The sequence below is a fragment of the Candidatus Nitrosopumilus sp. bin_6a genome, from assembly GCF_054095695.1.
In genome coordinates, this window is the sequence record NZ_JBSWSR010000002.1 from 195021 (window position 1) to 219002 (window position 23982).

The 23982-nt window shown below is 31.3% G+C and carries 27 protein-coding genes; 17 read left to right on the plus strand and 10 right to left on the minus strand.

Annotated features, from left to right (window positions below; all coding sequences use genetic code 11):
* Nucleotides 1-8 precede the first annotated feature (8 nt).
* Entirely contained in the window at nt 9-929 is a 921-nt protein-coding gene (locus tag ACW9XA_RS03755; protein WP_457763055.1) for a homoserine kinase, read from the minus strand.
* Nucleotides 930-1688 carry a PRK13768 family protein gene (locus ACW9XA_RS03760; RefSeq protein WP_457763056.1) on the minus strand — a complete coding sequence of 253 codons (759 nt, stop codon included), beginning with the start codon at nt 1686-1688 and terminating at the stop codon, nt 930-932.
* A gap of 135 nt (nt 1689-1823) precedes the next feature.
* Between ACW9XA_RS03760 and ACW9XA_RS03765 the strand changes: the two genes are divergently transcribed.
* The 3 genes from ACW9XA_RS03765 (at nt 1824) to ACW9XA_RS03775 (ending at nt 3895) form a co-directional block, all read left to right on the plus strand.
* Nucleotides 1824-1982 (plus strand): hypothetical protein, encoded by a 159-nt coding sequence (locus tag ACW9XA_RS03765; protein ID WP_457763057.1) that lies wholly within the window; start codon nt 1824-1826, stop codon nt 1980-1982.
* Nucleotides 1983-2067: 85 nt separating this feature from the next.
* Nucleotides 2068-3084 (plus strand): lysylphosphatidylglycerol synthase transmembrane domain-containing protein, encoded by a 1017-nt coding sequence (locus ACW9XA_RS03770; RefSeq protein ID WP_457763058.1) that lies wholly within the window; start codon nt 2068-2070, stop codon nt 3082-3084.
* A gap of 34 nt (nt 3085-3118) precedes the next feature.
* On the plus strand, nt 3119-3895 hold the full coding sequence (locus ACW9XA_RS03775; RefSeq protein WP_457763059.1) for an SDR family NAD(P)-dependent oxidoreductase: 777 nt from the start codon (nt 3119-3121) through the stop codon (nt 3893-3895).
* 21 nt (nt 3896-3916) lie between these two features.
* Here ACW9XA_RS03775 and ACW9XA_RS03780 read toward each other — a convergent pair whose 3' ends face one another.
* The 4 genes from ACW9XA_RS03780 to ACW9XA_RS03795 all read right to left on the minus strand — a co-directional run bounded on the left by ACW9XA_RS03780 (nt 3917) and on the right by ACW9XA_RS03795 (nt 7175).
* Complete coding sequence (locus ACW9XA_RS03780) at nt 3917-4318, minus strand: hypothetical protein (protein WP_457763060.1); 402 nt, start codon at nt 4316-4318, stop codon at nt 3917-3919.
* An 11-nt stretch (nt 4319-4329) separates the two neighbouring features.
* Nucleotides 4330-4644, minus strand: a complete 315-nt coding sequence (locus tag ACW9XA_RS03785; RefSeq protein ID WP_300325677.1) for a hypothetical protein — start codon at nt 4642-4644, stop codon at nt 4330-4332.
* A gap of 152 nt (nt 4645-4796) precedes the next feature.
* On the minus strand, nt 4797-6032 hold the full coding sequence (locus ACW9XA_RS03790; protein WP_300325674.1) for a glycosyltransferase: 1236 nt from the start codon (nt 6030-6032) through the stop codon (nt 4797-4799).
* 30 nt (nt 6033-6062) lie between these two features.
* Nucleotides 6063-7175, minus strand: a complete 1113-nt coding sequence (locus ACW9XA_RS03795) for a thiamine biosynthesis protein (protein WP_457763061.1) — start codon at nt 7173-7175, stop codon at nt 6063-6065.
* A gap of 84 nt (nt 7176-7259) precedes the next feature.
* Here ACW9XA_RS03795 and ACW9XA_RS03800 point away from each other — a divergent pair, with 84 nt between their 5' ends.
* Genes ACW9XA_RS03800 through ACW9XA_RS03810 form a run of 3 tightly spaced genes read left to right on the plus strand, consistent with a single transcriptional unit; the run spans nt 7260 to nt 9824 of the window.
* Entirely contained in the window at nt 7260-7973 is a 714-nt protein-coding gene (locus ACW9XA_RS03800) for a phosphoadenylyl-sulfate reductase (protein WP_457763062.1), read from the plus strand.
* A gap of 12 nt (nt 7974-7985) precedes the next feature.
* Nucleotides 7986-9125, plus strand: a complete 1140-nt coding sequence (gene sat / locus ACW9XA_RS03805; RefSeq protein ID WP_457763063.1) for a sulfate adenylyltransferase — start codon at nt 7986-7988, stop codon at nt 9123-9125.
* Nucleotides 9126-9155: 30 nt separating this feature from the next.
* Complete coding sequence (locus tag ACW9XA_RS03810) at nt 9156-9824, plus strand: hypothetical protein (RefSeq protein ID WP_457763064.1); 669 nt, start codon at nt 9156-9158, stop codon at nt 9822-9824.
* Here the strand turns inward: ACW9XA_RS03810 and ACW9XA_RS03815 are convergent.
* Nucleotides 9808-10458, minus strand: a complete 651-nt coding sequence (locus ACW9XA_RS03815; RefSeq protein ID WP_457763065.1) for an endonuclease III domain-containing protein — start codon at nt 10456-10458, stop codon at nt 9808-9810. The genes ACW9XA_RS03810 and ACW9XA_RS03815 overlap by 17 nt on opposite strands.
* Nucleotides 10459-10513: 55 nt before the next feature.
* On the opposite strand from ACW9XA_RS03815, the gene ACW9XA_RS03820 reads away from it, so the two are divergent.
* Both ACW9XA_RS03820 and ACW9XA_RS03825 read left to right on the plus strand, forming a co-directional pair.
* Nucleotides 10514-11668 (plus strand): aconitase X, encoded by a 1155-nt coding sequence (locus ACW9XA_RS03820; protein ID WP_457763066.1) that lies wholly within the window; start codon nt 10514-10516, stop codon nt 11666-11668.
* The gene (locus tag ACW9XA_RS03825; protein ID WP_457763067.1) at nt 11665-12048 is read left to right on the plus strand and encodes an aconitase X swivel domain-containing protein; all 384 of its coding nucleotides are present in this window, start codon (nt 11665-11667) and stop codon (nt 12046-12048) included. Before ACW9XA_RS03820 ends, ACW9XA_RS03825 begins: the two co-directional genes overlap by 4 nt.
* Here ACW9XA_RS03825 and rqcH read toward each other — a convergent pair.
* On the minus strand, nt 12026-13972 hold the full coding sequence (gene rqcH, locus ACW9XA_RS03830; protein WP_457763068.1) for a ribosome rescue protein RqcH: 1947 nt from the start codon (nt 13970-13972) through the stop codon (nt 12026-12028). The genes ACW9XA_RS03825 and rqcH overlap by 23 nt on opposite strands.
* 103 nt (nt 13973-14075) lie before the next feature.
* On the opposite strand from rqcH, the gene ACW9XA_RS03835 reads away from it, so the two are divergent.
* The 4 genes from ACW9XA_RS03835 to cobM are packed head-to-tail and all read left to right on the plus strand — an operon-like array spanning nt 14076 to nt 16696.
* The gene (locus ACW9XA_RS03835) at nt 14076-14555 is read left to right on the plus strand and encodes a hypothetical protein (protein ID WP_457763069.1); all 480 of its coding nucleotides are present in this window, start codon (nt 14076-14078) and stop codon (nt 14553-14555) included.
* A gap of 28 nt (nt 14556-14583) precedes the next feature.
* Nucleotides 14584-15174 (plus strand): precorrin-6Y C5,15-methyltransferase (decarboxylating) subunit CbiT, encoded by a 591-nt coding sequence (cbiT, locus tag ACW9XA_RS03840; protein ID WP_457763070.1) that lies wholly within the window; start codon nt 14584-14586, stop codon nt 15172-15174.
* Nucleotides 15175-15210: 36 nt separating this feature from the next.
* Nucleotides 15211-15933, plus strand: coding sequence for a precorrin-2 C(20)-methyltransferase (cobI, locus tag ACW9XA_RS03845; protein WP_457763071.1), 723 nt, complete (start codon nt 15211-15213; stop codon nt 15931-15933).
* Entirely contained in the window at nt 15926-16696 is a 771-nt protein-coding gene (cobM, locus tag ACW9XA_RS03850) for a precorrin-4 C(11)-methyltransferase (RefSeq protein ID WP_457763072.1), read from the plus strand. Before cobI ends, cobM begins: the two co-directional genes overlap by 8 nt.
* Here the strand turns inward: cobM and ACW9XA_RS03855 are convergent.
* Nucleotides 16677-17441 (minus strand): glutamate racemase, encoded by a 765-nt coding sequence (locus tag ACW9XA_RS03855; RefSeq protein WP_457763073.1) that lies wholly within the window; start codon nt 17439-17441, stop codon nt 16677-16679. The genes cobM and ACW9XA_RS03855 overlap by 20 nt on opposite strands.
* A gap of 103 nt (nt 17442-17544) precedes the next feature.
* Here ACW9XA_RS03855 and ACW9XA_RS03860 point away from each other — a divergent pair, with 103 nt between their 5' ends.
* Complete coding sequence (locus tag ACW9XA_RS03860; protein WP_457763074.1) at nt 17545-18195, plus strand: Snf7 family protein; 651 nt, start codon at nt 17545-17547, stop codon at nt 18193-18195.
* Between the two features lie 78 nt (nt 18196-18273).
* Here ACW9XA_RS03860 and ACW9XA_RS03865 read toward each other — a convergent pair whose 3' ends face one another.
* On the minus strand, nt 18274-19095 hold the full coding sequence (locus tag ACW9XA_RS03865) for a hypothetical protein (RefSeq protein WP_457763075.1): 822 nt from the start codon (nt 19093-19095) through the stop codon (nt 18274-18276).
* A gap of 85 nt (nt 19096-19180) precedes the next feature.
* Between ACW9XA_RS03865 and ACW9XA_RS03870 the strand changes: the two genes are divergently transcribed.
* From ACW9XA_RS03870 to ACW9XA_RS03885, 4 genes are all read left to right on the plus strand, one after another.
* Entirely contained in the window at nt 19181-19369 is a 189-nt protein-coding gene (locus tag ACW9XA_RS03870; RefSeq protein ID WP_457763076.1) for a hypothetical protein, read from the plus strand.
* 70 nt (nt 19370-19439) lie between these two features.
* Nucleotides 19440-20129 carry a hypothetical protein gene (locus ACW9XA_RS03875; RefSeq protein WP_457763077.1) on the plus strand — a complete coding sequence of 230 codons (690 nt, stop codon included), beginning with the start codon at nt 19440-19442 and terminating at the stop codon, nt 20127-20129.
* Nucleotides 20130-20231: 102 nt separating this feature from the next.
* Nucleotides 20232-21401, plus strand: coding sequence for a glycosyltransferase (locus tag ACW9XA_RS03880; protein ID WP_457763078.1), 1170 nt, complete (start codon nt 20232-20234; stop codon nt 21399-21401).
* A gap of 648 nt (nt 21402-22049) precedes the next feature.
* Nucleotides 22050-23982: LamG domain-containing protein (locus tag ACW9XA_RS03885; RefSeq protein WP_457763079.1), on the plus strand; the 1933-nt coding region annotated here is incomplete at its 3' end.

Consider the following 23982-nt stretch of genomic DNA (forward strand, 5'->3'; position numbering starts at 1 on the left):
TTATTCAACTACCTGCTAGTTGCTGCACCTTTACTAGGCTTACAAATTATAGTCTGACATTTTGTATTTGCAGATTCAAATCCTTTTGACATGGCCAAACTGATTTTTTTTAAATCAGCTGAACTTTTTGAAAATGCAATCACTGAAGGTCCTGCTCCACTGATTGTAACACCTAATGCCCCAGCTTTGATAGCATTTTCTTTGACTTTAGCAAACCCTGGAATCATATGCTGTCTAGCAGGTTCAACTATCACGTCTTTTATTGAATTTCCAATCATTTCAGGATCTTTTTTCATAAATCCTGCAACAATTGCTGAGGCATTTGATAAATTCAAAATACTATCTGTTAGTTTGATCTTTTTTGGAATTACTCCTCTTGAAACCTTGGTTTTCTTTTTTGGAACATCAATACTTGGAACTGCAACACACATTCTAAGATTAGTTGGCGGATTGATTCTGATTACATCTAAAGGATTCGTTTTTACAATTACAAAACCACCTAGAACAGAAGCTGCAACATTGTCATAATGAACTGTTCCAGCACTTGCTTTTTCTCCAGATCCTGCAAATTCTACCAAACTATTTCCACTTAATTTCAATCCAAATAATTTATCAAATGCTACTGCAGCTGCTGCAGCTGATGCAGCACTACTCCCCATTCCAAATCCTGCAGGGATTCCTTTTTTGATTTTTATTTCAAGGCCTTCTTTAATTTTGAATTTTTTCTTCATGTTTTTTACCACCAACCCTGCAGTATTTTTTTCAGGATCTGTAGGAATGTTATCATCTGAGATTATTTTGACTCCGTTTTTTGTTCTAGTTAATGTAATTGTGTCATAAAATGCGTCTAATGCTAATCCGAACACATCAAATCCCGGACCTAAATTTGCAGTTGAAGAAGGTGCTTTGACTGTGACTTTGGATGCCATCTAACCTTCTACTTCCTCACCCAAATTAAGAATTCTGCTTAAAGCGCCTTCAAGATTGACAAAGCCATCTCCAGTCACATTTGAAATTGGAATCAACCCCTGTGCAAATCCACCCAGATTCAACCCTCGTAAAATATTTGTAGTTAGAGTATAGGTATCACCATCAGTATCCTTAGCAATGGCATTCTCTAATGTCTTCAAATTTGTTGACCATTGCAAAATTTCTTTTATTTTATCTCCGATAAGATCTGCCTTTGTTAGAACATTAATTGTTGGCAAGTTCAAACGCAATCTTATTGATGTAGCAAGTAACGCAATTGAAACAAAGTTAACTGGGGTATTGATTAGCACACCATCAAAAAGAAATATGCTTGTTTTCTCTTCTGATGTAAGATTCTCTACAATAAAACATCCACTTGAACGGTATGCAAATAATTCAATCTGACCTGGCGTGTCGACAATTAAATAATCTGGATTGACTTTGTTAACATCATTTTGAATCTCATCAATTTTTGATGCAATCAAATCATTTGCCATTACCATGGCACCATTTGGTCCCAGATCATACTGTTGCATGATTGATACGTAATCTACATAGTCTCTTACATCAATATCACAGGTATATACTAAATTCTCTACACCTGGGTCTAAATTCAAAACAGCTGCAAATGCTCCATTTTTTGTATAGTATTCATGAAGCTTTGATGAAAGCAATGATTTTCCTGAACCAGCAGTACCTGAAACAAAAATTGTTTTCAATCCGACTAGTTTTGATTATTTGCTTATATTTCAAACTACTTGATTCTCATTATTTTCTATGAAAATACCAAATCGGTATTAGAAAAGATCAAAAATTTCCATTTTGCCTATTACTGATTAAATTGCATTAGATTTATGACTCAAAGTCCATTACAAAAGGAAGCTTATCTCAAAGATTTGGTGATAAAATTACTTAGAGAAAGAAACTTTTCTGATTTTGATGCACTTGATTCATTGTTTAAAGAGGTAAAGCAGGAACTCCAAAATCAAGACAAAACCTCCAATTCACTATGATTTTCGTGCCTGAATCTAGGCGTCAATATTTCCCGACTGAAAATTTTCTCAACTTTCATATTTGATTCCTCAAAAAAACTATCAGATGAACTGGAGACTAGTAGCTATTCCTGTTACCTTAATTCCAATTTTCCTTATTGCTATTCAATTTGACATTCAAATAGAAGACGTTCTGGCAATTGGATTATTTCCTTTTGTTGGCGCAATTACTGCCATGATGATAAAGCTTGGTCTTCAAGGAGTTAAATTTGCATATATTGCAAGAAAATACCTTGGAAATTTTGACTCTTTTTTTAAACTAGTCGGAGTTAGAGTTGGAAGTGAATTCATTAAATTTACAACTCCTATGTTTGTTGGCGCAGAATTTGTCGTGATATATTATTTGCATAAAAAAGGTGTAAAGCCTGCAAAATCTGCATGGATTGCAATCATGGATATTGTAACTGAGGTGTTTGCAGCAGGTTTGTTGTCTATTATGGCAGGAATTATTGCGTTGCTTAATGGCGCATATGTGGTTGCAGCAGTTATCTTAGCCACTAGTATAATCATTACATCTCTTTGGATGATAATGTTCTTTTTATCCTCAAAACACACATTCCAAGTTCCTAAGGTCTTAGGTCGTCTTGCAAAGAAGTTTGGAAAAGAAAAAGGAGTAAAGGCCATTGATAAAACAAACACATGGATGGAAGAAGTCTGCTCCATGAGTCGAGAAAATCTCAAAACTAGTGAGTCTAAAAAAATCTTTACAGTATCATTTTTGTTTTCACTAGCATCATGGTCATTTTATGGAATTTCATTTATGATCATTGCAATGGGAACAGAATTCACGATTAATACATTTGATTCTATAATGGCAGTAATGGGTGCAAACGCAATTGGGAATTTACCTATAACTATAGGTGGTTCTGGCTTGGCAGAATTTGGAATTGTAGCATATTTGAATAACTTGGATCCATTTGCTTTTGAAATCACTGAAGGAGTTGTGGGATGGGATGCAGTAATTGGATGGAGAATTGCGACATATTATGTTCCAATTGTAATTACATGGTTACTTTTAGTAAAATTGGCTCTGAGCAGGATTTCAAAGCCACAATCCACATAGAAACCACTTTATCTTTTAATGATTTTTCTGATTTGTGGATTTCAAAAACAAAGTTGTTCTAATAACTGGTGCATCATCAGGAATAGGCAGAGAATCTGCAATAGAGTTTGCAAAACTAGGTGCAACTATAGTATTGGTTTCAAGGAGGAAAGGTAAACTTGAACAAGTTGCTGACGAATTAAAAAAATTCAATGTTACTACACTAGTTTGTCAATGTGATGTTTCAAAAAAAGAAGAGGTAAAAAAAATGTCAAAATTAGTACTAGAAAAATTTGGTTCTATTGATATTCTAGTGAACAATGCAGGTTTTGCGATTTATGGTTCTGTAAGTGATCTTAGTATTGATGAAATAGAATCACAAATGGAAACAAATTATTTTGGAATGATTTACTGTATCAAAAATTTTCTTCCATCAATGCTTGATAAAAAATCTGGTCATATCATCAATGTAGCTTCCGTTGCTGCAAGTTTTGGTTTACCTGGAATTGCATCATATTGTGCATCAAAATTTGCAATGTTGGGATTTTCAGAAGGTCTTAAACATGAATTAAAAAATTCTGGAGTTGGAATTACAGTTGTTAGTCCAATCATGGTCAAGACTAATTTCTTTGAGCATCCATCGTTTGAGAACATGCCAACATTCTCTCCAACATCACTTAGTGCTAAAACTGTTGCAAAAGCAATTCTTAAAGCAGCAAATTCTCCCAGACTGGAAATTATAGTTCCATCTGTTGTACGAAGCGCAGTATGGATGAAGAACACATTTCCATACTTTATCAATCCTATCATAGGAAAGTCTTTCAAAAAATAACTGGATTACATAAAAATTTGATTATTCTTCTAAATCTTCATCTGCAGATTCACTAGAACCTACATCTAGTAACTCTAATGATTTCAAATCAAACTGATAAATTGCTTTCATATCAATCTCTTTTTCTTTTTCTAAAAATTCTGATACCTTCTTGCTTAATGGTGCTTTATGTTGATTAAACACAAATTCGTAAACTTCACCTTTTAACAAATCATCAATTTTGATAGTTTTTGGAACATCCATAGTTACTATATGTCGTCCATCTTCTACTGGATCATATAGCTGTACATCTACCTTGTTATCTTCATAATAAAATTCTAAAATGTATCCTTGCTTCTTCAACTCTTCAGGTTTCTTAAATTTAGCATTTTGAATTTCATCAGTAACCCATTCTGGAATTTCTTCTTCTTTCTTTTTTACCATGGTAAACCACTCTAGTTTTCTGCTTTTTCTTTTTTACTTTTTGACCACCATTCAAGATAGTCATCATGTTTGTCATCACGTGTTCTCTCTTTCTGATTTAGCTTGAATCTAATATCTGAAATCTCTTCTCTTGTTGCGTATAATCCACATCGTTTACAAATGAAATGTCTTCTATTTTTCTCATCCATTTTCATAGGAATGTCGATTTCATCAAATAATTTGAATAAAGCATCTCTACTTCTGTCCTCTTCTTCTGGAAAATCTTCCATGTATTTTGCTTCTATCTTCTTTTTCTCTCGTGATGTACATTCTGGACAGTTAGGCACTGATGATTTGGCTTAATTTTTTCCATAAAAGCGTTCCCACATTATTGAATGATCGATATTGTCTGACACACGGATTTTTTCATCATCCCTTTCGGTCCGTTCGCCCATCGAAATCCCGCGTGCCAGACGAACAAAATCATCAAAATAATGTATTATCTCTTTTCTTCTAAGGTTTGAGCAGCAATTTTTGCTGAATTTTCTGCCCCATTAGGAACAAAATTCTTTGAAAATTCTTTCAAACTATCTTGAAATGTTTCATAATTTTCTTTAATTTTTGATATGCCTTTAGTTACTTGATCCGTTTTAATCGCCAATATGCCCAGATTCTTTTCCTCAGCCCATTTGATGTTGTTTGTATGCTCATCATAAATTGGGATCCCGATAATTGGCTTTGATTTTCCACCCATAATCTCTCCCATTACTGTATGAGATCCATTTACAACTGCATATTTGCATAAATCCAAAACTGTATCTTTTTCTTGTTCTGAAAGAAAACCAATATCAATTTGTATCCAATCTATTTTTTTCTCAAAAGCTTCTGTTATAGAATATTTTCCCCCATCCTTTCCTATTACTGAATCTATGTTGGGATCATTTCGTGCATGAGAAATTATTCTTTTCTCATTTTTCATTTCATTCTGATGAAAAACTCCTTCGTATCTTTGACCAGTGCCATCATTAGTTGATTTGTTTCCTGTTCTCATCCAATATCCAAACTCGCCATCTTTAACCAATTTTTCTAAATCAGATTCTTTTTCTTTTTTAATTTTTTTGCTGTTTGTAAAATGTCCAACATAAGTAATCTTTTCTTCTACTTCTTTTATGAAATTCAAATTATATTCACACATCGTATATGGTGGTGGTGAATCCGCAACAAGTATTTTTGATGCTTTTGCAATTTGTTTTGCAACAAAAATTAATGATGGATAGAGATATGCTCTTGAATTATACAGTTTTGGTCTAAATTGATTTGTAACAAACAAACTAGGAATATTTCTATTTCTAGCTAGAATGTTTGAACCCATATCTCCATCATTGATTACCAAATCAAACTTTTCTTTGTTGTATAATTTTCTCTCTTCTCTTAAATAATTTGCAATCTGCCTCACTAGTGGTGGATTTTTTGAAATTGGTAATAATAAATTCATCAATGACATTGAAACACTTGGACCGAATTTACCATCAATTGGTGTTGGCATTAAAATTTCATGAATTTTTTCTTTTTGTTCAGGAAATTTTTTTAATAATTTTTCATAAACATGATCTTTGCTTGAAAAATGAACTTCAAATTCTTCTTTGATATGTTCACCTAAAACCTCATTTAGCCTCATCATTCTTGAGTAATGGCCACTTCCCCAGGGATAGATGAATTCTCCTATTTTGAGCACAATGTGAAACCAAATATGCCGTTTAAATTCTCAATGATTTTCTAATGAATCTAAAATATCATGAACATTATTAGGGCCTATCTTAACCGTGATTGTTTTCTTTGTTTTAAGAGCATTTTCGACTTCCTTTTTTGAAAATAAAGGAATTTCTTCTGTTGTTATAATGATCATTTTTTCTATTTTTCTCATATTTCTTTCCAGACCTATCTCTTTTGCATCATCAAACAAGCTGTTATCAACTCCAGTTAGTGGAATGATAGGAATTTTCTTTTTACTAAACACTTGTTTTAATGAATTATCTATAAACTCTGAAGAAAAAATCAATGGAGATAATGCCAATGATACACGATTATTAGAATAATGCAACAAAATTTCTAGAATTGAATTGACATAGATCAAATAATTCCTAATTCCATTGGGGCTAATTTTTAACTGTAAGAATTCGAGTTCAATCTTATCATATAACATTCTTGGAATTATTTGATTGATTATCTTTGCAAGATTCATCAGTTCTGATTTTTGTCTATAACAAATAATGATCTTTGTATCATATCCCTGTTTGATTGTTTCAAAACAAGATACTGCTGAAATTTCATCATATATAGCACAAATTGTTTTCTCAGATTGAGATTGATATGGGATTCCACCATTACCTGTATCTGAGAAAATACAGATGTATGCATTATTTTTTGTTATGTATGTGTATAGTAATTTATCGAAATTTTCTTCTGTTCCTGGATGAGCTCCCAAATTTCTCTTCTTTTCAATAATATTTGATGTTGTAGCAATTTCTACATCTTTAGTTACAAATCCTTTTGATATTCCTTCTACTTTTACTAGAAATTTTTCTCCTTTTAGCAATAAACTGCCACCAATGTTAGTGATTTCATTTACAATATTTTGAAAATCATTTCTTACTTGTCTTGCAATTGCTATTTTTTCAATTCCAAAAAGTAAATTGATAGTAGATGACGCAAAAACAGGATCATTTGCATCAATGAGAATTATATCGCCGTCACGTTTTACAGATTTGAATTGTTGATTTTCTATTTTCAGGATTTTTTTGATGTTTGAAATTAGATTAGGGATTTTATTTTTTGAAAATATATTTGGAAAAACTATGACATATGATTTTTCATCCATATTTTCTATTTTGAATTATACTAGTTTATAATTTAGAAGAAAACTTTGGGCAATCAATATAAAACAAATAATCTTACATTTGTTGTGACAAAATTCACACAGGAACAAGTAGATGATTTAAACTCTAGAATTAAAACTACTGAAGAAGCGTTACAGTGGGTTTCAGATAATATTCATCCTAATGTTGCTAAAGCATCAAGTTTTGGTGCTGAAGACGCGGTAGTGATGGATATTATGCTAAAAATTAATCCTGAATTTAGATTCTTCACTCTTGATACAGGACGATTACCACAAGAAACCTATGATATTATTGATGTTGTAAGTAAAAAATACAATATTTCTATTGAAGTTCTATTTCCTGACACAAAAGAAGTTGAAGATATGGTTCGAAGTAAAGGAATGAATCTATTTTATGAAAGCATTGAAAATAGGAAATTATGCTGTGATATTCGTAAGGTTCATCCAATGAATAAAATGTTGAGTACATTAGATGGCTGGATTACTGGATTAAGACGTGATCAAACCAAAAATCGTGAAAATGTAAAAATCTTCCAATTAGATCATGGACATGGGGGAATTTTAAAAATTAATCCTATTGTTGATTGGACTTGGGATCAAATTCAAGAATATATTAAAAAAAATAATTTGCCATACAACAGTCTTCTTGACAAAGGCTATCCAAGTATTGGATGTGAGCCATGTACTAGGGCAATAAAACCAGGAGAAAATATTCGAGCAGGTAGATGGTGGTGGGAACAGGAAGGCAACAAAGAGTGTGGCCTTCATATAGACCCTTAGTAGAGGATTAACATGTCTGAAAATACAATCAAACCACACGGTGGGATATTAGTAAATAGAATTACAAAAGCTGATCCTACAGGATTATTCTCAATTACAATTAGTGAAGATGTTGCAAATGATGTTGAAAATATTGCAGATGGAATTTTTAGTCCTTTGGAAGGGTTCTTGGGACAACAAGACTTTGAAAGTGTTATTTCACGTGGAAGATTATCAAATGATTTAGCTTGGACCATTCCGATTGTACTTGATGTTGATAAAGAGATTGCTGAAAAAATGAAAGAAGCAGGAGATGTTCTATTACAAAATCCAGATGGTGTTGGAGTTGCAATATTGCATGTAGATGAAACATTTACTTTTGATAAAGAAAAAGCAGCTCAAGGAGTCTATGGAACCAATGATTCATCACATCCTGGTGTTGCATATACAATGTCTATGAAAGATTATTTGGTTAGCGGAAAAATTGATTATATTCAAAGACCAAATGACACTGAAATTAGAAAAAATAGATTAACACCAATTCAAACAAGAGAATCTTTTGCAAAAGCAGGCTGGAAGACTATTTGTGCATTTCAAACTAGAAATCCACCACATGTAGCACATGAAATGCTACAAAAAACATCAATTACAACCCGTGACGGAGTATTTGTAAATCCTGTAATTGGTCAGAAAAAATCTGGTGATTTTGTAGATGAGGTAATTGTAAAATGCTATGAAACTATGATAAAATTATACTATCCTGAAAATAGATGTCAACTTGGAACATTGCATACACAAATGAAGTATGCCGGTCCAAAAGAGGCAATTCATCATGCAATTATGAGACAAAACTATGGTTGTACTCATATTATTATTGGAAGAGATCATGCAGGTGTTGGAAAATTTTATGATCCAATGGCTGCACAAAAAATATTTGATGATTATCCAGAATTAGAAATTGCTCCTGTATTTTTCCCACCCTTCTTTTACTGTAGAAAATGTCTTACATATACAACTCCAAAAGCATGTCCACATGGAGATGATGTAAAAGAGCAAATTAGTGGAACTGCACTAAGAGAGATGATTCAGAACGGCAAGGCTCCATCTGAATTTATTCTAAGACCGGAAGTTGCACAAGTGATTTTGGATCATCCAAAACCATTTGTTGACTAGATTTTTATTCAATCATATTTGCCTTAATGTATGAAGTATCTCTTTGCAATAATTTTACTTGGAGGAATTTTTATCCCTACTGTATTTGCTCAAGAGACAAACAATCCGTCATTAATTATAAACACACTAGAAATTCCTTCAAATGAATTCAATACTATATTACGTGAAGCACCAATTAGAGTTTTAGATGATGTCCATGCAGTTAGTTGGCAAGTGACAATTGATAACAATCTACTATATGCAAATCCTAATGGCAATGCAGTATTGCGACTATATGATCAAGAGAACCGTGATGAGTTTATTGAAGTAGGTATGGGCCCCAAACCTGACAACAAGTTTTGGGTGGCAGTTCAAACTCCAAAAGAAGGTTACATTGTAGTGCATAGTGATTTAGATAGAGGTTGGTATCCTGAAGCAAAATCTATCATATCTTATACTGATAGAGCAGGACTGACAGTAAATAACGGTGCTAGAATTGTAGTCACTAATTTAGACATAGGAAAATTTGCAATTCATTCTTACTCTGTTCATGGAATGGAAAGTTCAATTGATCCTCCTGCAGTAAATTCTGGAAGTATGATAATTGAATTTTTATCTGGTGATCCTGCAAAGAACGTATTTGCATTGTTTCCATTTTATGTTGCAGCTGGGATGGGAATTATTGTTGGTGTATTATTCCTAACTAAGAAGCGTTCTTAGATTTGTAATATTTACAACTCTTTTTAATTTTACACACATCACACATTGGCGAAATTGGTTTGCAAATGTTCTGACCATACATTACAAAAGTATCATTGATGTCAATCCAATATTTCTTCTCTATTTTTTTCATTAATTCTTGTTCTGTTTCTTCAGGGTTTTTTGTTTTAACTAATCCTAATCGGTTTGAAATTCTATGAACATGAATGTCAACTGGAATTGCTGGTTTTTCAAACGCGTAAACTAGAACACAATTAGCAGTTTTTCTTCCAACACCAGGTAATTGTACCAATGTATCTAGATCTTCTGGAACTTTACCTTTGTATTTTTTATCAATAATTTTAGCAACTTCTATGATTCTTTTAGATTTTATATGAAAGAATCCAATTGATTTTATTATTTTTTCGACATCTTTGACTCTAGCTTTTGATAATTGTTTTGGATTTTTATAAATTGAAAATAATTTTTTAACTGCCTTTGTTGTAGCTTCATCTTTAGTTCTTGCAGATAATATAGTTCCAATTAAAATACTAAATGGACCTGTTTCTGCATCATGAAGATCTCTTAATGCAGTAATTCTTGGAGGTTTTACTGCATTCATTGTTTTTGTCATACCAGAAAGTATTTTTTGCATTTCTAATTGAAAAACTACGTACAAGTATTATAACTGTAATAATAAATGAATCATATTGGAATTAACTAAGGATGAAGAATCTGCATTAAAAGGTGAACAAGGAGAAATTTTACAGACTTCTTATAGAATTCTAGTTGCAACTGGTGAGGCAACTGATGCTGACAAACTAATACCAATAGAATGGGCTCATCTTTCAGGCGTAAATTACAATACTATTGGAGATGCAGGCGAAGAATTTCTATCACACATTAGTAAATATGCTCGAGTCAAAGTAAAAACTACTCTGAATCCTATGGGATTTGATATTGATAATGTAAAAAATTATGGATTAGATGAAAATTTTATCTCTAAGCAGCTATCCATTAAAAAATCATATGAAACAATGGGGGTAATTCCTTCTTTTTCATGTATTCCTTATGAAATATTTGATATTCCACAAGATGGAACTCAAGTTGCATTTGCAGAAAGTAATGCTGCAATCCATGCAAATTCTTTTGATAATTTAAAGACAAACAAGGAAAGTGCATTTAGTGCTCTTGCTAGTGCAATTGTTGGAAAGAGTCCATATTCCTCATTGAGAAAAGAGGATAATCCAAATATTACAATTAGAATGAAGGTGGAAAATCCAAACGAATTGACATATGGGATGCTTGGTTTTTTTGCAGGAAAAATTGGTGATACGTCTGTAAATATTTCAGGACTTGGAGAGATAGATAAACGACAAACAAAAGCAATGTGTGGTGGAATGGGAACTTCTGGAACTTGTGCTAAATTCATCTTTGGAGATGGTGGATCTGATTGCGAAAAAATAGACTTTGATGAAAAAGAGATGCAAAATGTTCATGATGAATTAAACACTGCAGAAAAAGGTGACATTATAACACTTGGTAGTCCACAACTAGGATTAGATGAGATATCTGATCTTACTGCTAAACTAAAGGGTCGTTCTTTTCAGAAAAGATGTATGGTGTTTATGCCTAGAATAGTAAAAGAACAATCAACAAAAATTGGATATACTGCAGAACTTGAACGTGCAGGATGTGAAATTTTATCTGATTGTTGTACATGCTTATCTCCCTTGATAAGTAAAGACACTGTAGATGCAGTTACAACAAATAGTATCAAAGGTGCGTTTTATCTCAAAAACTCTAATGGTGTAGGTGTAAATCTAAAACCGTTATTACAAATAGTTGAAGATGAGACAAGATGAAAGTTCTAGTTTCAGGAAAAGTAGAAGGAATTGTTTTAAAATCTGATGATCCAATTAATTTTTTAGGAACTGTTGACAAAAAAACTGGAATTATTAGTGACAAAAACCATGAATTATATCAAAAATCAATTAAAAATACTGTTCTTGTTTTTCCATCAGGTGTAGGAAGTAGTGTAGGCGCATATACAATTTATTCAATAAAATCTAATGAAGCAGCACCAATTGCCATGATTTGTAAAAAAGCAGATCTTACAGTAGCTACTGGATGTGCATTAGCAAACATTCCAATGATTACTATAAGTGATGAAGAATTTAGATCAATTAAAAATGGAATGCAGATTTCTTTTGATGCTGAATCTAATCAAATTCATTATCAATGATATTTTGATTTTGTGAATCTCCTAAACCCACTGTAATAATTTGACTTTTACCTGGAGGTAATGCTCTGACAAATTCATCAATGTTTATTTTTCTTGTAATATCTTCAAATAATTTAGAAAATTCTATTCGAATTTTTTTGGCACATTCTGCCATTTCTAATCCATGCGGTTCAATTATTGCATAGCAAAGAGAATTTTTTTTGATTGGTTCAGGGGGTCCACATGTTAAGACATAATCATCATCAATTGGTATAATTCCAACAGCTAACCTGAGTGTGTCCGATTTGATAAAATTTCTTTGCCCTTCTATAGTAAATGATCCTTTTGGTAGAAATTCTCCACTAGGTGCTGATTTTTTTACTTGTTCAGGATTAACCCAATAAGCACTTACGCCATACATTCCTTCTCTCCATGCTCTACTAAAACAAACTGTTGCATGAGCAATTTCATTCATACTGGTATCTGGTACATTTCCTGCATCTTTCAAAATAAAAAATGGAGAACCAAAAATATCACCATGAAATATCTTGTCATTTTTGTCTAAATGTTTTCTAATTACTGCAGAGTTTGATGCAGCATCTCTTCCACCTATTGTAAGATACCCATCTGTTGTAAAGAACCATCTGTATCTTTCGTACCAATTTTTTTTTCTAATTTCTGTAACTACAAAAAGATCTTTTTCAGCTTCTGTTTTACTTTGAAATTTTTCCAATTTTTTTTCTGTTTTCTCTTTAATTGCTTGAATTGAAGATATTGCACCTGATTGTTTTTTTGCTTCATTAAATAATACCGAAGCAATTGATTGAAGTGGAGACTGGGTGTTTATTTTTATTTTTTCATCTTGAACTACAATTAATGATATTCCTTTCTCACTAACTAATTTTGCATTATTTTTTGCTAAAATTTCTTGAGCTTTATCATCACCAATTGAGATTATTCCTTTTGATACCATTTCGAAAAGAGAATTTGCCACATTTGTAATGTTTTTTGATCTTTCTTTTACCATCTCAATGGCTTTTTCTTGCTCAGAAATTTGCGTTTGTAATTCTTTGATTTTTTTATCTGAACCACTTGTTTGAACAGATTTTCCTTTTTCAACTATATTTTCAGTAAAAACAGTATCTAATCCTTCAATGAAACTATTTGCTTGTGTTATCTCACCTTCTAGTTTTCCCAATTTCAAAGGAAGAACTTCAATTTTTTCATTTCTAATTATGACTGCATCATGATTTCCTGATACTACATCTGAGACAATTTTTTTTACAGTTTCAAAAATTTTTTTTATCTCTTCTTGAGATAGCAAATTTCCAATTTTTTTCCCGTCAATTTCTGCAATTTCAAATACAGCTTCAACATATTTTTTTGGCAGTCCCAAAGTTCTTCCAAACCATTTTGCTGCAACCAAATCCGTTGTTTTAAGTTCATCAAAATCTGACTCTTTCAAATTAAAAATATCTAGTCCGCTATTTGGTGGTTGAACATATTCCAAACCCACACTTAATTTTCTATGCCTTACATCTATAGAATGCTGTAATGCAAGAATCTTCATTTCATTATTACAGAGTAAAATATTCCCATCCCCAAAAAATTCACCCACCAAAACAAACTCTTTTCCAAATCCCTCAAAAGTAAAATATGCAATTCTTTCTGCGCCGATTTGTTCAATTTTCTTTAATTTTAATCGCAGCAGATCACTTCGTAATCTTTTGAGTAATCTGTTAGGCTCCATCTGATCAATTTTTACCGCAGTTAACCATACACCAGAAGTTGAAATCATCATGAATAGATCGTCTTTTTCTGTATGATGAAGTTTGAAGAGAATACTGTCTTTTGTAATGCCGTAAATATTGCTGATATAGTATCCTTGAACTTGTTCAGAAATTTTATCAACTAAATATCGTAGTTCTATTCCTGCTAATGCCATGAACATCCTAATTTTTGTCTAAAATTATACTCTTGCTTTGATATGCTCATACTTTGACCAAAGATATTAAACATGGTTTGTCTGAGTCACGCTAGAAAATTACTTGGCAAAATTCAAAAAGAAAAAATCTGAACCTACGGTAGATCCAAATGATTCAAAAAAAGAATCAGTTGAAGATATTCCTGCAGATACCCCTGAAATAGAAAAATCAGAACCAGTACCTGATACACCATCAGGAGAACCACCTGTAAGTATTGCTGAGAAAAGTGAAAAAGATAGAAAATTAAATAAATTATTTTGGATGCGTGTTGCTTTGGCTATAATAGCAGGAACTGCAGCTACTTTCATCTTTGAAGACATTGAAGGCGAAGACCGAAGATGGGCATCTATTGGATTTATGATTGTAATATTTTTTGGTACAGTCATTGTTGCAAAAGGAATGAAAATGCAATTACCATCATCTGATAGAAAAAAAATTGTTACACAAGCTATTGGTAGCTATGTTTTCCTGTACTTGTTTTCATGGATTGTAAGTTACACATTAACCCATTTAGAAACAGTAACTAATGGAATCAATATTTAGCGTATATTTTAAAAAATGGTTGTAGCATATGTGGAAATTTAAAACACCTGGCATTCCTGATGAAGAATTTGAAAGAGAAGAGAAAGTTCCAATTACTAAGGAAGAAATAAGAGTTGTTCAAATTAGTAAAGCTAGACTAAAACCAGGACAAATTGTTTATGACATTGGATGTGGTAGTGGTTCTATTTCTGTTGAAGCTGCTTTACAAATTGAATCATCAGGCAAAGTATTAGCAATTGATTATGATGAAAATGCTATAAAATTAACTAGAAAAAATATTCAGAAATTTGACTTGTCAAATATTTCGGTAATTCATGGTAATGCTAAAGAAAAAATTAAAGAACTTGAAGAAGCAGACACTATTTTCATTGGAGGAACAGGTGGAGACACTAAAGAGATAGTGGAGTTATCTGAGAATAAACTCAAATCTGGAGGTAGAATTGTAATTGGCATTATACTAATTGAAACACTTTATTCTGTTTTGAAAACATTGGAAAAATTACAGTTTGAATCTGTTGATATCACTCAAGTCACCATATCAAAGAGTAGAAAAACTAGTACAGGAACAATGATGCTTGCAAGAAATCCTGTAACCATCATATCTGCTACTAAAATCTAATCTAGATTTTTAATTAGGAAGAAAATCATACATTTCATGCCTGGTTTAATTGGAATAGGAGTAGGTCCTGGGGATGTTGATCTGCTAACTGTAAAAGCTGTAAAGGCAATCCAGAATGCCGATATCATAATGTGTCCTGCTTCAAAGGAAGACAGACCTAGTATCGCATTTGGTGTCGTTTCACCAATTATTGACAAATCAAAGAATCAAGAAATTGTAAAACTGATCTTTCCAATGACCAAAGACAAAGATATTCTAGAAACAACATGGAAAAAAAATGCCAAAATAATGGCAGAAACTGTATTGACTGGAAAGAATGTTGTATACCTTACTGTGGGTGATCCTTTCTTGTATAGCACATGGATCTACATGCACAAAGATCTGACAGAAAATTATCCTGATATAAACATCAGTGTCATCCCTGGTATTGTTTCCATGTTTACATTTGCATCTAAAGTTGGAGTAAGTATAGCTGAAGGTGCAGAAAAAGTTGCTATCATTCCATCCTGTTATGATTTATCAAGTGTTAAAGAGATTGCAAAAAATTCGGAATCAATGATATTTCTAAAAGATGGAAGATATTTCGATAAAGTAATTGAAGTTCTAAAAGAATCTGGATTTCCTGATAATTCTATTTTTGCAATTGGGCAAGATTTAGGAACAGAAAATGAAATTATTAGAAAAATGACTTTAGGTGAAGTAAATGACAAGACTTTAACAACAAAATATTTTTCAATCTTGGTGGTAAAACGTGTCTAAAGTATTTTTTGTTGGATGTGGTCCTGGTGATCCTGAACTAATTACAGTTAAAGCTAAAAAATTAATTCAAAAAGCAGACATTGTTGTATATTCAGGATCATTAATTCCTGATCCAATTTTGAAACTATGTAAGAAAGGAAAATTATATGATGCCGCTAAATTAGTTAGAGAAGAAATTTTTGATCTGTTATATAAAAATGCAAAAAAAGACAAGCTGGTTGTCAGGTTACATGATGGAGATCCCTCAATTTATGGTGCAATCAAAGAGCAGATTGATAATCTTGAAAAAAAAGGAATAAAATCTATAGTCGTTCCTGGTGTTACTGCATTTTTAGCCTCAGCAGCTGCCCTTGGAATGCAATTAACACTTCCTGGTGTCACTCAAACAATAATTGTAACAAGAGGGGAATCTAGAACCAAAGTTCCAAAACGCGAAAAAATTTCAGAGCTTGCAAAACATAAAGCAACATTGATTTTTTATCTTAGTGTACAACTCATATCTAAATTAGTTACTGAAGCAATTGCAGGAGGTTATAAAAAATCAACTCCTGTTGCAGTAGTTTACAGAGCAAGCTGGCCTGATCAAAAAATTATCAAAAGTACGTTGGGAGATATTGCTAAAAAAATTAAAGAAGAAAAAATTACTCGTACAGCAATTGTAATTATTAGTGACGTAATAGATCCTGAAACTTATGAATACTCTAAACTATATGACAAAAAATTTAGTCATGGTTATAGAAAAGCTAAGAAGATAAAAAATTAACCTTATTTTTAATTCCGATTTTATTTAATTTAGTTTGAAATATTTCTGTATCACCTGATGCAAAAATTTTTAATGAATTTTTTTTTGATTGTTTGTTTTTTGTTACCAGTAAAATTTTCATTGCTACATTTTCTGATGGATCTATAAAATTTATTTTTGGAAATTGTTTTTTTAGTAATGATTTTAAAAATGGTAAATGTGTACTGGAAAGTGTAATGGTGTCTATATTATTTTGAAATAATATATCACTAAGAGTATTTTTAATAATTTTTTGACAAAATTTCTTATTTGAAATAAATTTTCCAGATTCTACCAATTCAACAAGTTCTGATCCATTAATTTTGAAAATATTGATTTTTCTTGGAAAATTATTTTTTTTAATATACTCTATCAAACCTTTACTATTAATTGCACTCTTTGTTGCAAGAATTCCAATTTGTTTTGTTTTAGATATTCTTGCAGCTTCTTTTAATGGAGGTTTTACATCCATTATTCTATTTGTTGTTATATTCAGCATTAAACTAGGCGTATTTGATGCGACAACTATAATGTCTGGAGAAAATTTTTCTTCTAAAAGTTTGATTGATTTTTGAATAATTTTAGATATTTGAGCCTGAGATTTGTCTCCATAGGGATAATTTTGTTGGTCTGCAAAATAGATGATCTCTGACTTTGATACTTTTTGGATTGCTTTAATTATTGACAATGAGCCCAGACCTGAATCAAAAACTGCTATTTTAGCCATATTTTTTCTTAAAATTTGAGAGTAATGTTTGTTAGCTAAATTTAATCTAAAACTGATCTAAATTTACACCGTTGATTAAGACTAAATTCCTAAACTCTTCATCATGCCAAACTTCGATAAGACTTGGGCTCATCAGGAGACCCAAAGTGTAACTGGCAAACTACGTGATGCAGTAAAGCCTGAAGGTGCATTAAAACCACGAATTCAACAGGCAGTAAACAAACTACAAGTCCAAATCTCAAAAATGGACTCTATGTTAGGTAAACTGCACGAGAGAGATGCGCAACTCTTTCAAAGAGTCGTGACTGCAATGCAGCAACATGATACTAGCACAAGTAGAGTTTTGTCTAACGAATTAGCTGAAATTCGTAAAGTTACAAAGATGCTCGGCAATGCAAGAATGTCATTAGAACAAGTCCAACTAAGACTGACAACTATTCATGATCTTGGTGATGCTATGGTAGCAATTGGACCAGCAATGTCTACAATGAAGGGATTGAAGTCATCGCTAGGAAGATTCATGCCAGAAGCTGATTCAGAATTGAACAGTATGACCCAGACACTTAATGGACTAATGATGGATTCACTTGCAGGAGACTCATTTAGTATGGAGTCTGCCGCTTCAAGTGAAGAAACCGAAAAGATTCTTCAAGAAGCATCTGCAGTAGCTGAGCAACAGATAGGAGACAAATTCCCATCTGTACCATCTTCAACTGGACTTTCGTCTCAAAGCTCTACATCAGCATTTGATTAGAGTAAAAAAGACGAACAGTTCTTCTTTTTGTTTTAATTTTTAAGAAATTGATTACTACGTAATGAATTTTTAATTAATTTATTTATAATTGATATTGATTTTTGATGTTATTATGATAATTAATGTTACTGCAGAAAAAATAACTAATATTGGTAATTCAAATTCTGGAAGTGATTTATCAGGAGATATCAAATTTCCCCAAAGTGATGGACTTGGTATTTCCCATTTCTCTAAATGTATATTTTCAGGCCATGAATAATTCATTCCCTCTTCTGAATCAAATACATTAATAAAAAATCCATAATTATCTGATCTTCCAATTAACTCAATTGGAATTTTAAACTCATAACTTGCATGTGGAACTGTACTGTATCTATCTTCCTTGTCTGATACTGTACCTATCCCAATAAATTCCTCTGACGTAATTTCATCTAAATCTTCAAGAGATGTAGATGATGATTTTGCTTGTAAAATAACACTATTTTGTTGATTCAACAGTATTTCAAAAAAATTTAATTCTTGTAGTTCAACAACAAAACAATAATCATCATCATCTAAAAATTCACTTTTGTTATTCTTTGAGTCAACACAAATAATTGCTTTGTCTCCATTAAAATCTGGTGTTTCATCTGCCACTACATCCACGAGTAAATAAATAAAATCTCCTTGGTGAGCAGATCTTAAATGATATACTGTATTGTCATTTGATTTAATTGGATTCCATGATGTGTTTTTCCATTCTAAATATGATGTCCATTTTCCATCAAATACTACATCTTTCATTACATCTGATCGTGTAATGAGTATGGATTTTTCATCATTTAATTCAGTAATTCCATAAATGTTGATAGGCAATAATATTAGAAAAAAAACAAGTAAAATAGTAGAAAGTCTTTGCATCTCAAGTATTTGATAATATTAAAATAAAAATTATTTGAATTAAATTTAGACAACTTTAATACAATGAAATTACTAAACCAGTTTAATGAAAGTAGGAATCATTATTGGTATTGTTGTTATCATTGTAATTATAGGAGTAGCATCAGCTTACATGTCTAATCTAAATGATACAAGCACTGATGATATTGAATTGCCTGAAACTGATTCAGAGCCTAAAGGAACCAATTATTCTATAGAACTTACTGAAAGTATGGTAATGGAACAAGTTCCATGATCCGAAATGGAACTTGATTTTTAGCATATGTTCCATAATTATTTAATATAGATCTCTATTACACCTAGTAATGAAAACTACAACTTTGATAGCCTTACTTGCTGTTGTTTCAGCAGTATCTGTAGGTGCTATTTCAATGAATACGAGCCCTTCTCTTGCACTAGCAACTGGCGCAATTAGTCCAGAATCTGGAGCAGCAATGATGGGACATGTAGAATATGTAGTAAGAGACAGCACTGGTGCAATCAAAAGCTATCACCAATCTGATAACATGGTTGTAAATAGAGGTGACGACTGTGTTCTTGTGTCAATCTTCAAAACAACAACTGGTTCAACATGCTCTTTTTCCTCTGCTGGATTTACTTACATTGGAATCGGTAATGGCACACTAAATGTTGATGCCGCAGATACTACCCTTGTTGATGGTGGTGGAACTGCAGTAGCAACAGCTGCAGGTGGTATAATGGCTACAAAACAAGATACTACAGTAACAGGTGTTGCATCTTCTAATGGTGGAACAGTAACAATTGCTACTGAAAATCCATTCACATTCGTTGACTCAACTATTACCAATTCGACCACAGTTACATCAGCAGGATTGTTTGATGGACCATGTACTACTGTAGACGCTTCTACAGGCAGATGTACTGCTAATGGAACACCTCCAAACATGTTCTCTGCACAGACCATATCTGTTGAAGTTACAGCTGGCGACAGCTTAGATGTTACCTGGACTATTACTGTAGGAAGCACCAGTTAGTCTCAACTCTTTTTTCTTTTTATTTTAAAAGCTCATCTTATGCCTATCTTCTATAATTCAGACGTTTAAAATTTAATATCTGGTAAAAATCAGGAAAATCAGTTGGAAAGTGAAACTATAGAAGAAAATAATAATTTGATATCAATTATTGTTCCAACATATAATGAATCACAGAATATTCTAAAAATGTTAAAATCCATAAACGAAAATTTACCAAAAAATATGTTTACAGAAACAATAGTAGTAGATGATAACTCTCCAGATGGAACAGGAAAAATGGTGGAGGACTATCTTAATTCATTAAAAAATGCTGCAAATCACACTATAGATATTATTCACAGAAAAACAAAATCAGGATTAAGTTCTGCTATTTTGAATGGAATTCAACATGCAAAAGGTGAAACTATTATTGTCATGGATAGTGATTTTTCGCATCCTCCCAATATCATTCCAAAAATGATTGAAACATTAAAAAAATCTCATTCAGATATTGTTGTAGCTTCACGATATGTTTCAGGTGGTGGAATTAGAGATTGGCCATTAAAAAGAAAATTACTAAGTAAATTAGGTAACAATATTGCAAAAAAGTTCCTTGGAATAAAGATTAATGATCCAATGTCTGGATTTTTTGCTTTTAAACGAAGTATTATTGGTGATTTGAAATTTGATGTATTAGGTTACAAAATGTTAATGGAAATTCTAGTCAAAACAAAAGGGGTTCAAGTCAAAGAAATACCATATATTTTCTCAGATAGAACAGAAGGTTCAAGCAAACTTGATCGTGACACTATAGTGGATTATGTAAAATCAGTATGGAAACTGTATCAGTATGGGAAATTGTCTTCAAAACACGAAAAACGAAAGTCTGTAAATTTTTTGTATAAAGCTGGACGATTTTACACTATAGGTGCAACTGGATTGGCCATCAATTTGCTTGTATCTTATATTTTTTCTAATGGATTTACAGACTCATTGTATCTTTATGCAAATGCTATTGGAATCACTTCTTCTATGACTTCAAACTTTATTTTAAACAAATATTGGACATTTGAAGATAAGGATTTCTCAATTAAAAAAACGCTTAAGCAATTTGGAAAATTTGTATCATTTAGTTCTGTAGGTGCTATAATACAGTTGGGACTAGTTTTTACCTTAGTAGAAGAGAGCATGATGTCTTATCCATTTGCACTAATTACCGCAGTAGGTATTGCATCCTTTGGTAACTTTGTAATAAATAAAAAGTTCACCTTCAAAGAAAATATTTGGTCTTAACTATATTCAGTAGAGAGTTTTCAAAAATTATTCCCAAATCTAACTTATTTTCCAAACAATCATTTCTTTTTTACATCTTATCTATATGATTAAAAATATTATATTAAACAATATTTTGAATTATATTTTGATTATGTGTTTTTAGACAAGTGTTTTATTTTTCATAACATATATGGTATTATTGTTTAGAGATAAAATATAAAAATTAAAGTTATAATTAATCATTTATTTCAATTAGTTTAGACAAATACTATTTTCTTTTACAAATTTCAGAACTATTCTTTTCAAAAAATATAATGTCATAACTAAATTTTTTATACATCGTAAATTATTTTAAACTAATTTACCTTCATTATTTTAATTTCTAATTTTGTGAGTTTTCAAAAATTCTATTTTTTTGATTGATAAATCATCTAAACTTTTTTTGAAAAATCATCTATTTTCTCAAAAAATTGCCAAAAAATGAGATTCCTTTTTGGATGTCTGAATTTACTTCAATTCCATTTTGGAACATAGATCGTTGCTCAAATTCCTTGTATCTTATTGGTTCTAACTACTAATCTTGTTTAATGAAAATGGGTCAATATTTGAGCAATCACTGTAAAGCAGAATTTGAGATTTACCCAAATTTCTCTGGAGTGATGCAATTTGAATAAAACTATATCATTATTCGTTTTCACAATTTTGATCACTTCACTTTTTAGTTTCATACCTTCACATTCTACTACTTTTGCAGACAATGTTGTTTTGGATGATCAAAATAAATTTTTAAATCAAAATGAAAATACTTCATTTCAATTAATTACAAATAATAAAAAAATTAGTTTGAATGAATCTTTGCATATTAATTCAAATGAAAATCAAAATGAAAATACTTCAAATAACTTAATTGAAAAACCAAAAATATCTTCTATCAAAAAAATTGAATTATTTGAAAAAGTTGAAATTAGTTTGAATGAAGTTGTAGAATATACAGGATCATTAAAACAAAATCCAAAAAAAATTGCAATCATGGATAGAATTTTAGAAAAGAAATCATCAAAACAAATATTTGATTTACATAATGAAAATTCTAAATTATCCTTTAATGATTTAGAAGAAAATAAAATACTTGATGATAATGATATATTTACATTATTTAATTTTGATAAATTAAAACTTGTTTGGTCTTTTGATAATGATCAATTTGTAACAAATAATTTTATTTCATCTGAATTAATTCCAAATTCAGAATTTGACAATATTGATGATTTATTATTTTCATTAGACAGTCCTATCATTTTGATTTTCTCTTTACCTATTATTGGATATATTTTTCTAAGAACTGATAACAAAAATCTTAATCATAAAAATATAAAACAAATTACATGTTTCTTTTTTGTAATTTTATTAAGTTCTACAGCTGTTGTAACTCCATTTTCTATCTCTTCATCTTATTGGGGAATTGCATATGCTGAAGAATTTTCTTTTGATGGAATCATTGAAGATTCTAAAAATGATTCTATGATTATTAATTCTACATCCACCGAGCCTATCATTGCATCAAACTCTACTGAGCCTATCATTGCATCAAACTCTACTGAGCCTATCATTGCATCAAACTCTACTGAGCCTATCATTGCATCAAACTCTACTGAGCCTATCATTGCATCAAACTCTACTGAGCCTATCATAGAATCAAACTCTACTGAGCCTATCATTGCATCAAACTCTACTGAGCCTATCATTCCCAAAATTATAGTTCCAGATGCAACTGTTACATTCCAATTTGATGAACCACCTACCGAATCAAACTCTACCGAATTAAAATCACCAACTCTGGAATTAGATGGTCAAGATACTTTTGTTCAAATCCAAAATGTCACAGTCACTGATGATGTTGATGGTTTGACAGTGACTGCTTGGGTAAAACCTGAATTTTCCTCAGGATCTGCAGAATTTACTGTTGTAAGTAAAGATAAATCATTTTCTTTAACAATTAGTAATAATATTCAATCAGAAAATACTGCAAAATTTTCAGTATTTGACGGAATAAAATGGACTAGTGTAGAATCTACTAGTACAATTACAGAAGATTGGTCATTTTTGTCTTCAACTTTTAGTGGTGAACACATTGCAATATTTGTAAATGGTACAAAAGAAACAACAAAAGATGTTGTTGGTATTCCAACTCTTGTAGAAAATGGACAATTAGAAGTAATTCCTGTTGAAAAGATTTCCTCTAAAGAAGATATTGTAATTGGTGCAACAGTTGTTATAAAAGAAGACAAAATAAAATCTAATAATAAATTTTCTGGAAAATTAGATAATATTTCATTATATGATTATGTTTTAGATGATGAACAAATTTTTGCAATGTATGAACAAACAAAAGATATCTATGCTGCTATGGTTGTACCTGAATTAACCCTTGAAGAAATAATTGCCCAAATGGAATTGGAATTATTAACAAATACAAACTCTACAGTCATTCCAACAAACTCTACAGTCATTCCAACAAACTCTACAGTCATTCCAACAAACTCTACAGTCATTCCAACAAACTCTACAGTCATTCCAACAAACTCTACAGTCATTCCAA